The organism is Ruegeria sp. BC7 (assembly GCF_056539165.1).
Genome location: NZ_JBQFUL010000001.1, coordinates 762,265 through 777,457 on the forward strand (window position 1 = coordinate 762,265; position 15,193 = coordinate 777,457).

At 51.7% G+C, this 15,193-nt stretch carries 11 protein-coding genes; 6 read left to right on the plus strand and 5 right to left on the minus strand.

Annotation, left to right across the window (positions count from 1 at the left end):
• Nucleotides 1–175: 175 nt before the first annotated feature.
• The 3 genes from ACR0KS_RS03540 to ACR0KS_RS03550 all read right to left on the minus strand — a co-directional run bounded on the left by ACR0KS_RS03540 (nucleotide 176) and on the right by ACR0KS_RS03550 (nucleotide 5,085).
• Nucleotides 176–1,801, minus strand: coding sequence for a hypothetical protein (locus ACR0KS_RS03540; RefSeq protein ID WP_170562710.1), 1,626 nt, complete (start codon nucleotides 1,799–1,801; stop codon nucleotides 176–178).
• A 424-nt stretch (nucleotides 1,802–2,225) separates the two neighbouring features.
• A complete protein-coding gene (locus ACR0KS_RS03545) occupies nucleotides 2,226–3,491 on the minus strand; it encodes a flavin monoamine oxidase family protein (RefSeq protein WP_170562713.1) in 1,266 nt (421 codons plus the stop codon).
• Nucleotides 3,492–3,879: 388 nt separating this feature from the next.
• Entirely contained in the window at nucleotides 3,880–5,085 is a 1,206-nt protein-coding gene (locus ACR0KS_RS03550) for an aromatic ring-hydroxylating oxygenase subunit alpha (protein WP_170482810.1), read from the minus strand.
• A gap of 466 nt (nucleotides 5,086–5,551) precedes the next feature.
• Between ACR0KS_RS03550 and ACR0KS_RS03555 the strand changes: the two genes are divergently transcribed.
• The 5 genes from ACR0KS_RS03555 (at nucleotide 5,552) to ACR0KS_RS03575 (ending at nucleotide 10,328) form a co-directional block, all read left to right on the plus strand.
• The gene (locus tag ACR0KS_RS03555) at nucleotides 5,552–6,661 is read left to right on the plus strand and encodes an extracellular solute-binding protein (protein WP_170482807.1); all 1,110 of its coding nucleotides are present in this window, start codon (nucleotides 5,552–5,554) and stop codon (nucleotides 6,659–6,661) included.
• An 88-nt stretch (nucleotides 6,662–6,749) separates the two neighbouring features.
• Nucleotides 6,750–7,892, plus strand: coding sequence for an ABC transporter ATP-binding protein (locus tag ACR0KS_RS03560; protein WP_170482804.1), 1,143 nt, complete (start codon nucleotides 6,750–6,752; stop codon nucleotides 7,890–7,892).
• Between the two features lie 50 nt (nucleotides 7,893–7,942).
• Entirely contained in the window at nucleotides 7,943–8,851 is a 909-nt protein-coding gene (locus tag ACR0KS_RS03565; protein ID WP_371810599.1) for an ABC transporter permease subunit, read from the plus strand.
• Nucleotides 8,852–9,694 carry an ABC transporter permease subunit gene (locus ACR0KS_RS03570; protein ID WP_170482798.1) on the plus strand — a complete coding sequence of 281 codons (843 nt, stop codon included), beginning with the start codon at nucleotides 8,852–8,854 and terminating at the stop codon, nucleotides 9,692–9,694. It begins immediately after the preceding gene.
• Between the two features lies 1 nt (nucleotide 9,695).
• Nucleotides 9,696–10,328, plus strand: coding sequence for a TetR/AcrR family transcriptional regulator (locus tag ACR0KS_RS03575; protein ID WP_170482795.1), 633 nt, complete (start codon nucleotides 9,696–9,698; stop codon nucleotides 10,326–10,328).
• Nucleotides 10,329–10,350: 22 nt separating this feature from the next.
• Here the strand turns inward: ACR0KS_RS03575 and ACR0KS_RS03580 are convergent, their stop codons facing one another.
• Nucleotides 10,351–12,810, minus strand: coding sequence for a GcvT family protein (locus tag ACR0KS_RS03580; RefSeq protein ID WP_170482791.1), 2,460 nt, complete (start codon nucleotides 12,808–12,810; stop codon nucleotides 10,351–10,353).
• 186 nt (nucleotides 12,811–12,996) lie between these two features.
• Here ACR0KS_RS03580 and ACR0KS_RS03585 point away from each other — a divergent pair, with 186 nt between their 5' ends.
• A complete protein-coding gene (locus ACR0KS_RS03585; RefSeq protein ID WP_170562716.1) occupies nucleotides 12,997–13,776 on the plus strand; it encodes a class I SAM-dependent methyltransferase in 780 nt (259 codons plus the stop codon).
• 33 nt (nucleotides 13,777–13,809) lie between these two features.
• Here ACR0KS_RS03585 and ACR0KS_RS03590 read toward each other — a convergent pair whose 3' ends face one another.
• Entirely contained in the window at nucleotides 13,810–15,189 is a 1,380-nt protein-coding gene (locus ACR0KS_RS03590) for an aminotransferase (protein WP_170482785.1), read from the minus strand.
• Nucleotides 15,190–15,193: the final 4 nt, after the last annotated feature.

Sequence of the window (15,193 nt, forward strand, 5' to 3'; positions counted from 1 at the left end):
AGCGAATGACCGCACCGAGCCCAAAGCGACCCTGAGAAATAACGCATATCATCGCCCGAGGTGAAAGTAGTTAGCGCGCTTCAGGTTGGGTCTTGGCAGAATATCGAAAGGCGGGAACGTCTTACATGTCTACCATTCGATCATAAGTCTACGCTATTGTAACCCATTTAGGCCTCTAAGCTTGGATCGGATCACCTGGCAACCCTATAGCCTCTCTAATCGGTTCAGGCAGATGAAGGTTTTGTGCCAGGATATCCGCTTTTTCAGACAGCGCTTTAGCACGTTCTGCAGCAGTTTCCGCTTTGGACTGCATTCCCGACTTCTTGAGTATCCACGCCTTAACTAACCAGAAGTGTCTGCAGTAGGGACGCATTTCAGTTGCGTCTGAAATAGCTTCGATCGCGAGTTGCTTATCACCTGCCATCATGTGGGCAATGGAAAGGGGATAAAGCCGGTATGGCAGAAACGGATCCTCTTTGGAACGACTCACAGCCCCCACCAAACTGTTCCGTGCAGCTTCCCAGTTACCGGCAATAACTTCGGTGTAACCGCTTGCCTCCATGCCCAACACGTAGCTAGGGTTCAGACGGAAAATTCTATCAATGTCCTTCCTCGCACCATGCAGATCACGCGCGAGGCGCGCACGCACCTGTGCCCTCGTGTACCAGCAATAGTCGGAGCGAGGAGCTGCCTGTACAGCCTTGTTCGAATACTCGATGATCCGCGTGCGCAGATCAGGGTCAGGCTCGCGATAGCATGCTTCCAAGGGGTACAGTTTGGCTTCACACCACATCGCAAGCCCGGATCCGTTCTCGGGATCAAGTCGAAGCGCGCGCTCAAGCAATTTACCCGCATGATTATAGTCCTCGATGGTGGCACGATAAAACAGCATTGCCGCTCGGGATCTCAACTCACTTGGACTCAGTTGATCGTCTGGAATGTCGCTCAGTCGGTCACCGTCAAATGCGTTGATCTGCAGACGTAAATCGTTTGAGAGCTGTTCTGCAGCCCGATCGCTTAATTCAAACAAATCCTCTGAACTTCCGTTTAAGAAGCGCGACCAAGTTACCTGTCCATCTCCCAAGCGGGTAAGGCTGGACGAGATCCTTGCTTCGGTCTCCCGGCAGCGCAACCTGCACCTCAGGCTGTAAGTTGCTTTGGTCTCGGATGTTGAATCTGTTGCAATTACACGCACACCAGTGCGACGCGAAAGACTGTGAACCAATTGCTCCTGCAGGTCAGCACAAACCTCAAGCGTCTCTCTCGTTTCGGGAGCACTTGTGACCGGCTCGACTGCAATAGAAGGCAACTCGGTATGTTCTATTTCACGCTGCGTGGCGGGCCGCCATTGAAACCCATTCACAGGAAGAGCAAGGTTCTTTAAATCGAACGTACCAGCATCGCTGAAACCCGCTGAGAACTTTTTGTCCAACTGCCGCCTAAGGTCTTCGGAGATCATCACACCACCGGGTGGTGCTTCGGTTTGCAGGCGTGCGGTGATGTTTATACCGGCGCCATAAATGTCGGCCTCGTCTTGAACGATCTCCCCGAGATGAGCTGCCATCCTAAGCCTGATTTTCTCATGGTCGACCAATGAAAGTTGCACAAATTGAGCGGTTTCGATTGCCGCTGACACTGAAGGAAAGGCAATTATCCATCCATCACCCATACGCTTCAGTATCTCGCCGCCTCTTCGTACGGCCTCTGGTTCCAGTAGTTTATCCCGAAGTTCGCGGATCAGCCCGATTGCGAGTGACTGATCCGCCTCCATTGCGGACGTATAGCCGACCAGGTCGGCCATCAAGATCACGGCAAGGCGAGCTCTCATAAAGCAAGGTTAAAACAACGCTCGGGCATTGTCATCTTTTGAAAACCTGCGATGCGATCTCGGGGCATCTTCAAAGCAATGCAGTGAATGGCGGCTTCGTCTGCAGAGCAGACACAGACATTCTGTGACACTTAGTCTGGTTTCGTTCCTTACTGGGCATCCAAGAAAACTAATCAAAAGAGAGTATCTTACCCCATAGTGCCACCCCGCTGAAACACAGCCGCTTGGTGTTCGCCCAAAACTTTCAACCGCTTATCATCTCTCATTGATTGGATAGTTTGATCTGAATTGACCGCAGAGCACGCGAAAGCTGAGTTTAGCCTTGTGAATTTTGTCGAAAGGTTTGCTTGAAATTCTTAGATTGTTCCAGTGCTGGAGCAAATTGATCGCCAGGTGTTCAGCTTAACTGCGCCAACACATCTTCCGCGGCCCTTAATCCTTCTAGGTGGGCTCCGCTGACCGAGCATTGTTGGTTAGGATGTGTCGCTTCACCGGCGAAGTGCACCCGCTCAGCATGAGACTGTCGTAAGACAGCGCGTTTGTCGTGGCCTCCTGGTCTGGCTCCAGCGTAAGAACCACGCACATAAGGTTCATTTCGCCAAGCGGTGGCGTGGCCTTTGATGAAGGCTTTTCTGACTGTCGTGCCGAAGAAGCCAACCAGTGTTTCGAGCGCATGTTCTATGGCGCTTTCAGATCCCGCATCCTGCAAATCTTTGGAAAAGCTGCCAGAACTTTCAAAGCTAGTTAAACCGGTGTTTGAGATGTCGCAAAGAAAACCACCTCCACGGGCTACCCCTTTGGCGTCGGGTTCTAAGTGGTATGTCAGCCAAGTATCCGGTTGCACTGGCAAAGCTCCGGGGCGGAAAAGGAGGCCAGCGTGATTGTAGTCTCCCATAGTGATGAGCTCGAGCGCTGAGCGTCGGTCGGATTCTAGCGGGGGATCAAAGTGGATGATGTCTTCGGCTAAGACGCCGACGGAAACTGTAACAACTACGGTTCGAGCTTTGATCTTGCCAGTGGCCGTAGTTATCTGCACGCCTTCAGTGAGAGATTTTATTTCTGTGACCGGAGTGGCCAATTTAATTGGCAGCCCCTTTGCGGTGCATGCAATGAGGTGTCCGAAGCCTTCGCGGCAAAACCAATCGTCTCCGCCCTCCCAGGCACTGATGTCTCGCAGAGATGTATCCGGCAAATCTCTGGCAATTGACAACGCGAATGTCATCGCTGCCGTAAATGACCAATGCCCTTTGTTATGCCAAATGTCTGCCAAGGACCGGTCTGTTGGAATTCCGGTACTTGCTTCAATTTCTGCATCGATGCGCGCCGCTTCTTTTATCGCGCTATGAATTTCGTCGACCTCGTCCCACAGAACAGCGTCATCCTCCAAGCCATACGTCACCGCGTTGTCCGGGGCCGCATAGAGATCAAGACCAAGTGCTAGACCCGGAGCTTTCAGAGCGTTTGCATGTTCGGTGTGCATCCAATGCGCTCCCACGTCGAACGGGACGCCAAAGATTTCCGTGTCCGTGTGCGCGCGCCCCCCGACGCGGTTGGATGCCTCGATGCAGACTACTGAGAGTCCCGCCGATTCGAGAGCACGAGTAGCTGCAATTCCTGCTGCTCCGGCACCAACGACAACGACGTCAAAGTCATAAACTTTCAATGTTTTCGCTCCAACACTTTAAGTGGCCTGTGAGACAATGTTCGGAGTAGGTTTTTGGCTTTCTCAGCATCGTGAGAATTTACAAGGATCTGAATTGTCTAAGGATTTGTTCATTTGCGCGCGAGAAGTCATTCGTTAGTTCTTGAGCATAGATTGCAAACGAATTCTGGAATTGAAACGCCCTCGTATCTAGCCAGATCGAGCGGATCCTCCGTGTCAAACTTGCTGCATCTTCGGTAGATTTCCAGCATCTCGGCAGAAAGCTTTCCGTTCTTAAAGAAATACATCGCAGCTGCATATCTTGTGGCACCAGAACCAGGCGTTCCGACAGTCGTTGCCAGGAACTGCCTTTGAGCTTCTGCTTCCTCCACTTTGAATATACCTTTCGTCACGATTTCGGCTCAGCTGACATCGCATCATTCAACGCGGCGACTTCATCTTCTCCAGGTGCTGATTCAGAGTTGTAGATTGGAAGAATTTTCCTGAGATGGTCATGATGGGAGCGTACGCCGTACTCGAGATCAGAAAGATAGAAGCCCTCGAACGCCTCTGAAGCCATGGCTTCGTTGGACCATATCGTGAGCTGAATATCTTCTTCCACTGTCTCTCGATCAATCCGAGCGGCAAGGTAGCGTGCCGCTCTTTGTTGGCGGTCTTCGTTCGAGTTTCGGTATGTCGCGCTCCGTAGAATGGATTTATCCGTCGTGATCGGAAACTCTTGATAAAAGAGGGTCGTCTCAGGTGTGACGGCTATTACCGCATTTGGAAAAATGCCGTAGTAAAGCCAAGTTTTGTGCAAGTGTTCCGGCAGGTGAGGCTGTGGTCTAGTGAATTTCTTGTAGTTGCGAACAGCCCACCTGCGGCCCTTCGTCGGAGTGAATCTTCCATCGGAGCGTGAGACGCCGTCGACATATGGTTCGTCTGAATAGGTCGAACCATATAAATCCTGAAGGGCAGGGTGCGCGAGCGGGACATGATACCCTTCGTTGTCGACATCTCTGATCGATTTCCAGTTTACAGGAGTCTCCTCGGTCCAGATTCCGTCCGTCGGGACATGTTCGGCCATTTTGTAGGCAGAGACTTCCTGTTCAATCGGGGCTAGCAGTTCGGCTACTGATGGCTGGGGTCCAGGTTTGAAACGGACAAAGACAAAACCCTGCCAGATTTCCATTTCAATCTCTTTCAGGCCAAACTCGTGCTTGTCTAGATCGGGGAACGACTCCGGACGGGCGGCGCCGCGTAACGTTCCATCAAGATTGTAAACCCAGCCGTGAAATGGGCAAACTAGAGCGTTTGCACATTTTCCTTGCTCTTTCGAGACCAGCCGAGAGCCGCGGTGACGACAAACGTTTAGAAACGCGCGGATGTCCGAGTTGCTGTCCTTCAAGATCAGGGCGCGTTCACCGCACATGTCAAAACACAGAAAATTACCGGGTTCCGGAACATCCGAAACGTGGCACGCGATTTGCCAATGCGTTTTGAAAAGTTCGCTCTTCTCGAGTTCAAGAAGGGCGTTGCTGTGATAGCACCAGCCGGGCAACCCGCGACGGTCCCAATTGGCGGGAATTTCTGTGTTTCTGGCTTCGTCGCGCATCGGAGCAACCCGCATAGTTTTGGTTTGGTCAGTTAGGGTCTCAGGTGGGGACAGTGTCCAAGATTGAAAATTTTGCCTTGCTGGATCCGCCACTCTTCGACTGAGTGTAGGTGTCGCTTAAATTGAGTTGCTCGTCAACTTTTTCTGACTGAATGATCATTCAAAAATGTGCTGCTAGTCACGCCCGTGAGGTTTCCTTGGTCGATGGTTTTCGATTTACCTGCTCAAATCAGATACAAAACCAGTGATATGTAGCGATATGATCAAAATTCATTCAGCCAAGCTTGACAGTGCAGAATTCAGCGGACTACCGTTCTGAATGACCAGTCAGATAAAAATATAGCGACTTGGGAGAATGGGGTGCTTGGTGATCGCGCCCGCAACGCAGGCGCGATCATTCGAGAAGACAGACTAGCAAATAAGGCAAGACAAATTCAGCCACCACTCAGGGAGAGGAAGCGAAGTTATGAACTCAATCAGGAAAATCGCCGGAATTACAGTTATAGCGGCAACTACTACTGCAGTTTCGGGATCGGCTTACGCGCAAGAGCGTGTGTTGAAGGTTACGAATTGGGGAGAGTACATCGCTGAAGACACAATCGAGAACTTCGAAAAAGAATACGGTATTAAGGTTATTTATGATCCGTATGACTCTGCCGAAGCAATTGATGCGAAGCTACTAGCGGGAAACAGCGGATATGATGTGGTTAGTCATGCCGGTAGTGATACGGCTCGATTGATAAAAGCGGGTATTGTTGCGCCGCTGGATATGTCGAAGCTGGACAATATCAAGCACATCGACCCCGCAATCATGGAGCAGTTGTCAAGTGAATGGGATCCAGGCAACCAACACTTCATTCCATATATGTGGGGAACGCACGGCGTCACGTACAACGAAGAATTGGTGAAAGAGACGTATCCAGATGCCCCCATAGGATCGATGGATATGGTTTTCGATCCTGTTCACATGAAAGAGTTGTCCAAGTGCGGCGTTTCATTCCTGGATTCCCCAGGCGACATCATTCCGATGGCTTTGGCGCATATGGGCCTGGATGCGAACTCCACAAACAAGGAAGACTATGAGAAGGTTGGAGAGATGCTGGCGGAAATCAGGCCATACATCAAAACCTTCGATAACTATGCTTATCAACGGATGCCCCAGAAAGAGTTCTGTGTCTCAACCACATGGGGCCCTGATGGTCTCCTTGCCATGTCTGGCGCAGTTGAAGCCGACACTGGTGTCGTGCTAGACTTCTTCCTGCCCGAAGGTGATCGTACAGCGCAGCTTTGGATAGATGGATGGCTGATCCCTGAAGACGCCGCGAACAAAGAAGACGCACATCTTTTCCTGAACTATATGATGCGCCCCGAGGTTGCGGCTAATGATAGTAACTTCACATGGTACGCGACCGCCAACCTGACTGCCAAGCCGATGGTCGATGAGGCTGTAACTTCCAGCCCAGCCGCGTTCCCAACATCGGATCAGGTTGCCAAGATGTACACGACCGCCGTTCTTCCTCCCAAGGTCGAGCGCTTGCAGACACGTACCTGGACTGACTTTAAGGCCGGAAACTAAATCCACCCATACTGGCAAATTCAGTAGCGGACCTGACCGGTTCGCTACTGAATCCCCGGATCCCGACTGGCAGACTAAGAGGCCCAAATTGACTGTTTCCACGGCTGTCAGCCCAGAACCACGGCTTGATCAAAAAGAGCAGCAACCTTTGGTCAAAATCAGAGGCGTAACCAAGAAATATGGTGCAGTGACCGCTGTCGACAATGTTGATCTGGATATCTACAAAGGAGAGTTATTCTGCCTTTTAGGCGGATCTGGATGTGGAAAGTCGACACTGCTTCGAATGCTTGCTGGGTTTGAGGAATTGAACAGTGGCACAATCACTATCGACGGAGTCGATATGGCCGATGTGCCAGCCTACGAACGTCCGACCAATATGATGTTCCAAAGCTATGCGCTGTTTCCGCATATGACCGTCGAAAAAAACGTGGCTTTCGGGTTGGAGCAAGACCATGTCCCCAAGCTAGACATTGCGGACAGAGTTCACGACATCCTCAAGCTTGTTGAGTTGGAAGATTTCAAAAAGAGAAAACCTAAACAATTGTCCGGTGGGCAACGCCAGCGTGTTGCCTTGGCGCGGGCCCTAGTCAAACGTCCAAAGCTGCTGCTCTTGGATGAACCTTTGGCTGCTTTGGACAAAAAACTGCGCAAGCAAACGCAGTTTGAGCTTGCCAACATTCAGGACAAGGTCGGCGTCACGTTCATCGTCGTGACTCACGATCAGGAAGAAGCAATGACCCTGTCTTCGCGAATGGCGGTTATGGACGCGGGTCGCTTCAAACAGATTGGAACTCCGACAGAGATCTACGAGTTTCCAGAATCCCGCTTTGTGGCTGACTTTATCGGATCAGCAAATATTTTTGAGGGCAGGGTGACCGAGGATGGGGCCGACCATGTTCGGGTCGAAACCGAGTTCTGCGAAGTTTATATTGATCACGGTCATTCTGTTAAGGCTGGCAGCAAGATTTGGGTTGCGCTGAGGCCCGAGAAAATTCGACTTGAGAAATCTGATGCAATTGCTGAGGGCGCGAACCAGACAGCGGCCGTTATCGACGATGTTGGGTATTTGGGAGAGACATCGATCTACAAGGTAAGGCTTCCCAATGGCGAAATCTTCGACGTCACTCAGCCCAACCAGTCACGTCCGACGCATGCTGCGCAGCGATTAACCTGGGAAGACAAGGTGAATATCAGCTGGGATCCGTCTAGCGCCATGTTGCTCCACTCATGACGGATTTCACCGAGGATATGTTCGAACCGCCGCAGGTTGAACGACAACCCATGATCCGTTTAGTGATGCGGCGTATCCAGAACAGATGGCGTCAGATCGTCACTGTCATACCGTTCTTCTGGTTACTTGTATTCTTTCTGGCACCGTTCTTCATTGTCGCAAAGATAAGCTTAGCTGAGCTGGCGATTGCGAGCCCGCCATTCACAAGTTTAATTGAGTGGACAGGTGACGGGATCATGACAATCCGCCTAGTCTTCGACAATTTTGTCTACATCTGGGAAGACAGCCTGTACTTTGACACTTACGTAAATTCACTCAAGATTTCAGTAACGTGTACGTTCTTGTGCCTCTTGTTTGGCTACCCTATTGCCTATGCAATTGTACGATCGGGGCCGGTCGCGAAGCCGCTCTTGTTGTTTGCAATCATTCTTCCGTTTTGGACGTCTTTCTTGTTGCGGGTCTATTCGTGGATGGGCCTGCTTGCGGATCAAGGCACGATCAACAACCTTCTGATAGCGCTGGGGGTGATCGATGAGCCGATCCGCATGCTTTACACGGAATTCGCCGTCTATATCGGGATCGTCTATACCTATATGCCGTTCATGATCCTGCCGCTGTACGCGAATATGGAGAAGCTGGACAACAGCCTAAACGAGGCAGCCGCCGACCTTGGTTCCAAACCAACGAACACTTTCTTCAAAATCACATTACCTCTGACGATGCCTGGAATTGTCGCTGGTTCACTGCTGGTCTTCATCCCTGCGACCGGCGAATACGTTATCCCCGATCTGTTAGGTGGCGGCAACGTGCAGATGATTGGGCGGGTTCTCTACAATGAGTTCTCTAGAAACAGCGATTGGCCAGTGGCCGCCGCAGTTGCGATTGTTTTGCTGTTCATACTGGTGCTGCCAATCATGGTTTTCCAGCACTACCAAGGGAAAGCAGCGGAGGAGCAATAGATGTACGCCAAACGCTCTCGTTTCTTAACCATCATGCTGACCTTGGGACTGGCATTCTTTTACATCCCAATGATCCTGTTGGTTGTTTACTCATTCAACTACTCCAAGCTGGTACCAGTTTGGGGTGGATGGTCGTTACGCTGGTACAAGGAGCTTTTTCAATCTGCCGAAGTTTGGAGTGCTGTTTCACTCAGTCTTCAGATTGCCATTGTGAACGCTACATTTGCCACAGCGCTTGGCACCTTGGCAGGTCTTGCTATGGTGCGCTTTGGCCGGTTTAAGGGGCGGACTTTGTTCGGAGGGATGTTGGTCGCGCCCTTGGTGATGCCTGAAGTGATAACCGGATTGTCTTTGCTGGTTTTCTTCATCTCTCTGAACCAGGTGATCGGATGGCCTGCAGAGCGTGGTTTTGCGACGATTACAATCGCGCATATTACCTTTTCTATGGCCTATGTGGCGGTGACAATTCAGGCACGCTTAACCGGTGTGGGGCAAACACTGGAAGAAGCGGCCGCCGATCTTGGCGCAAAACCGTTCAAAGTTCTGACGGCTATAACGATCCCACAGCTGACGCCGGCACTAATTTCGGGATGGTTGCTGGCATTCACGCTGTCTCTCGATGATTTGGTTATAGCAAGTTTTGTTACTGGCCCTGGCGCAAATACCTTGCCAATTTTGATCTTTTCACGCATTCGACTGGGCCTCAGGCCGGACATCAACGCGCTAGCAACCATCATGATTCTTGTGATTGCTATTTGCGTTGCCATCGCAGCAATAATTATGTTCCGACAACAGAGAGCGGATTTGCTGGACAGGCAAATGGCCGAAAGAGAGGAGAGTTAAATTGGAGACGCATGAGCTTCAGAAAAAACGACGCACCGAACCTCCTGAAGTTCGTCGCTTGCAGTTGATAATGGCGGCCATCGACTCGATCTCTAAGCGTGGGTTTTCTGACACGACGCTCAAACATGTGACCGAAACTGCCAATCTGTCTCATGGCGTTGTGAACTATCACTTCGACAGCAAGGAAGCACTGTATGACGCTGCGTTGGGTTTCCTTGCAAAAGAGCATTATGAGAATTGGCTAAAGTCTTACGACGATGCGGAACCTACAGCCGCACATCGGCTGGCAGCCATCATTCGAGCGGATTTTGACAAAAGTATCTGCACCCACAAGCGCTTGGCTGTCTGGTTTGCTTTCTGGGGGCAGGCAAAGTACCGGCCTAATTATCTGAAGATCCATAATAAATATGACAACGAAAGATATGATCGAATTTTGCGCCTGTGCGGTGAATTGATTACCGAAGGTAGTTACGACGATCTCGATCCGGAAAAAACAGCCCGTGCTGTAGAGGCGATGTCTGATGGGGCGTGGCTAAGCTTGATGTTGTATCCCAAAGTGGCTGATCGTCGGGAATTCAGGGATGTTTGCATGCTTTCGCTGTCGCGGTTTTTCCCAAAACACTTCCCGGTCTGAGGAAAAGCAACGAACGGCCGCTTCAACACTTTATCTTTTGCATGCCGGGGTCATAAAGCGGTTTGAGCGAGGCGGTTGCATCATACTTCTCGTCTGCAATTTCGATCTGCCAATGCCCCGTAGCGACTATGTCCGCGGTCAACGGTTCGTCAATCTCGGCAAAACCAATGCCGACAGCAGCGCCGAGCGTGTGTCCATATCCGCCAACTTGAATATATCCGACTTCATTGCCGTTTAGATAAATCATCTCATTGCCGTACATGAGAGGCTCTGGGACTTTTAGTAGGAACTGCAACATCCGGTTGTTGGGCGTGCCTTTCGCATTGATCGCGGCGAGTGCTTCCCTGCCGATGAAGCCACCAGGTTTGTCCAATTTGACGGCAAAACCAAGCCCGGCCTCAATTGGGTTGTCCGTGTTGTCCACGTCAATTCCGAAATCACGATAAGCCTTCTCTAGCCGTAGGGAGTTGAGAGTTTGCATTCCAGCATTGCGAACACCCAGATCTCGACCTGCTTCCATAATCAGATCGTAGGTCTGCACGGCCTGAGTGGCGGGTACGTGAAGCTCCCAGCCGAGTTCTCCAATAAACGTCACGCGATAGGCCATGACTACGGCATATCCGATGTCGATTTCACGCGCCGTCATGAAGGGAAAACCTTCGTCCGACAAATCGGCTCCGGATATTCTGCACAGTAGTTCGCGCGACTTGGGGCCGTGAACGTTGATTTGGCAGCGCCCTGCGGTGATGTCGGTTATAACTACGTTCTCGTCGTCCAAGATGTGCCGTCGCATGCGCATCTCGGTATGACCCGCCGAGTTTTCTCCTACGATGACCCAGTATCTCTGATCGGATAGCCGGGTAACTGTAAGGTCAGCCTCAAAACCACCCCGTTCATTTACCCAGGCTGTGTAGACGACACGACCGGGTTCAACATCAACGTCATTGCAAGAAAGGCGAGAGAGTAGGGCGCAGGCACCCGGTCCTTCGACGCTGAAACACGCCATTGATGTCATGTCCATTACGATGACATCCTCGCGTGCTGTCCGGTGTTCTTCAGCGTGCCATTCAAACCAATTTTGGCGATACCAACTATAGTTCTCGACCTTGGCCTCTTCGGGCGTCGGAGCAAACCAATCAGGTTGTTCCCAACCATTTCCTTCGGCGAAAAATGCTCCGGCCGCTTTGAGACGGTCATAGAGCACTGAACGCTTAACGTTTCTGGCCGTTTTGTAGTTCTCATTGTGGTAGTGCTGTCCAAAGAGCTTTCCCAGCAACTCAGGTGTTCTGTCGCGTCGAAAGGCCGGTGTCGCCATTTCACGGGAAAAGCGATTGACGTTGATGCCGGTAACATCGATGGGCGGCAAGCCGTCCACCATCCAATGGGCCAAAACCATTCCCGTACCCGCGCCATTCAGGATGCCAAGTGAGTTCATCCCACATGCAACCCAGAGATTGCGCAGTTCAGGCGTCGGGCCAACAAGCGGCGCAAGATCAGGCGTAAAGCTCTCAGGACCGCAGAATAGTTTTTTGACACCGTAGTTCATGGTGTCAGGCACGCGCGAATAGGCTTTCTCCAGGTCGGGCCCAACACGTTCCCAGTCTGGTTCAATCTCTCCGAATTGCCATTCATCCGGGATACTATCGAGCTTCCAAGCCGCAGCGCAGGGCTCAAAAAGCCCTAACATCATCCCGCCGACTTCTTCACGGTAATAAGTGAAGGTGGAAGGGTCTTCGAGAACGGGTAGATCGCGAGGTAGGCCCGGGATACTTTCCGTTATCAGGTAGTAGTGTTCAGCCGCCTGGAGCGGTAGATTTACACCGTGTTTTGCACCAAGTTGGCGAGACCACATGCCACCGCAGATCACAACGTTTTCGGCTGTTATGGTATGACCGTTCGCGGTGCGGACTCCTGTCGCGGTGCCGTTCCTGGCTAAAATCTCTTCAACCCGCACACCTTCGAAGAAACGTGCGCCTCTGTTTTTGGCTCCCTTGGTCAGAGACATTGTCACGTCCACCGGGTTGGCCCGACCATCCTCCGGAATGAGGAATGCTCCAACGACGTCTGATAGGTCCCCTATAGGGAACATATCCTGCGCTTCCTTCACTGAGACTTCGTGGTTGTTTATCCCAAAACGCCGCATGAAGGCGGCGACGCGGCGCATCTCATGCAGGCGTTCTTCATTGGTTGCAATCTGCAGATATCCAACGTCGCGGAAACCTGTGGATATACCGGTTTCCTTCTCTAGGTTCGCATAAAGGTCTCGACCGTGCGTGTAGATAGCGCACTCAGCTTCGGATTTAAGGAGGCCAGCTACGATCAGGCCGGCGGCATGCCAAGTGGTCCCTGATGTCAGTTGTCCCTGTTCCAGAACGACAACATCGGTATGGCCGAGCTTAGTCAAGTGATAGGCCGTGTTCGCGCCGATCGAGCCCCCACCAATAATCACGGTTTGGGCATGCGTCGGTAGGGTGTCAGCCATTGCGAGAAAATCCTTTTAGGCGTTCTTATCTCCGAATACCAGTCAAATTACTTGATGTCTACTGACTGAATGATCATTCAATTATAGCTGAATCTTCGACCTGCGATTTCGCGATAAAGCTTGTCTGAGATGAGAGAAAAGGTTTCACTACAGTGACTGACTGACAATCAGATGCGGGGGAATCCTATGTCAGACGAAATCCTATATGACCAACAGGCAATTAGCTTTCTGGAGGAGCTTTGGGGGGAGGGATTTCTTTCACCGGGAGGCCCTGAAGAAGTTGCTCGTGTTGTTGAAGGGGTTCATCTGAAAGATAAGCATATCCTTGATATAGGATGCGGATCTGGGGCGATCGCAGTGTTGATGGCAAGGGAGTTCAGCGCCGCTAGAGTTACGGGGATTGATGTAGAAGCCCCGGTTTGCGCGACTGCGAAAGAGCGAGTTAGGCAGGCGGATCTGGAGGGAAAGGTCGAAATCATACAGGTCACTCCAGGTCCAATGCCATTCGAAGATGGTACTTTTGACGTTGTGTTTTCGAAGGACTCGATCATCCACATCCCCGACAAGGTAACGATGGCTGCGGAAGCTTATCGTGTGCTCAAACCAGGCGGTCATTTCGCTGCTTCTGACTGGCTGACCAATCATGATGGTGAGATGTCACCGGAAATGGCGCACTACGTAAAGATGGAAGCCTTGGAGTTTCAGATGGCGTCGCCCTCTAAGTACCGCGCTGCTATGGAGCTGGCTGGCTTTGAAGACGTAGAGTTAGTCAACCGCAACGCTTGGTATGCTCAGGTATCAGCTACTGAGCTGGAGGAATTGACCGGGCCAAACCGAGTCGACTGGGAAGCTCGTCATGGTGCGGAGTTTATTGAACATCAGATCGAGATCTGGGACGCTATGCAGCCAGTGTTGAAAACCGGAGAGCATTGCCCGCATCACATCCGTGGTCGGAAACCTGCCTGATCTGACTGGAACTTTGAATGGGCGCGATGACCGTTATGCGTCGTAGTCCTTGCTGACCTGCGCCATACCAGCTTCCATGATGTCGAACATTTCGTCTATCTGCGACAGAGTTATGATCAGAGGGGGCGAGAACACGGCCATGTTTCCAAATGGTCGCAAGAGGAGTCCCATCTCCTCGCACGCATCGTCCAGTTTCTGTCCAAACTTCACATGCGCTTCATAACTCTCGACGTTCAGTTCAGGGCGACATTCTATGCACCCGAGGAGCCCGTGACCGCGCACATCCCCAACTATCGGAAACTTTTCCTTTATTTGATTTAGGCGGTCCTGGAAATGCGGTGTGACGCGTTGAACGTGTCCTAGAATGTCCTCGCGCTCCATGATTTCAATATTTTTAATGGCAGCCGCGCAGCTCACAGGGTGCCCGGAGTATGTGTAGCCGTTGTAGAAAACATCGTCGCCCGGTGCGTCTGAAATGCGTTTCATTACTGCGTCCGAGATTACGCAGGCACCTAGCGGCAGATAGCCCGAGGTTAAACCTTTTGCGCAAGTGATAATGTCAGGGACGATGCCAAAGACCTCTTCTGAGGCGAACCAATGACCCAGCCTTCCAAATCCGGTTACGACTTCATCCGAAATGTAAAGAATGTCGTTTGCCCGGCAAATTTCGAGCGTGCGCTTATGATAACCCGGAGGTGGAACGATCACGCCACCGGAACACAGGATCGGTTCAGCGATAAAGGCGGCAACACGGTCGGCACCTACCTCAGCAATCAGGCTCTCAAGGTCAGCAACTTTGGCGTCGCACCAGGCATCAACACTCATGCCTTCTGGCCGGTGGTAGGGATTCACGTCTGGAAGGAAACGCACCAGATCCTGAGCTTTCTCAAAGCTCGTTTCGAAACGTTCTTTCCCAGTGACAGTCGCGGCGAGAAAGGTAGATCCATGGTAGCCTTTCTCCCGGCTGATCACGATCCTCTTCTCCGGTCGGCCAAGCCGTTTGTTCATGAAAAGTGCGGTCCGCAGTGCGGTGTCAACGGCCGTAGACCCACCGGTCGTGAAGTGCACCGTGTTCAGATCGCCTGGTGTACGTTCGGCGATCATTCGCGCCAAAACGGCCGCGGGTTCGGTCGTAAACGACCACGGCGACGCGTAGGGCATCTTCATAACCTGTTGAGAAATGGTATCGGCCATCTCTTGACGCCCATATCCAATCTGTGTGCACCACATTCCGCCAGGGCCATCAATATATCGCTTCCCGGCAGCATCCCAAAGGTAGATACCATCCGCTGTATTTACCCGCATGTACTCGTCGGACCCAAAGCCGTCGGTTCCGGCCCAAGGATGTAGGTGATGGTCGCGATCCCAAGCGACAAGGTCGCCGTCGGTTGGTGTATTACCTAGGGTGTTCACGTCT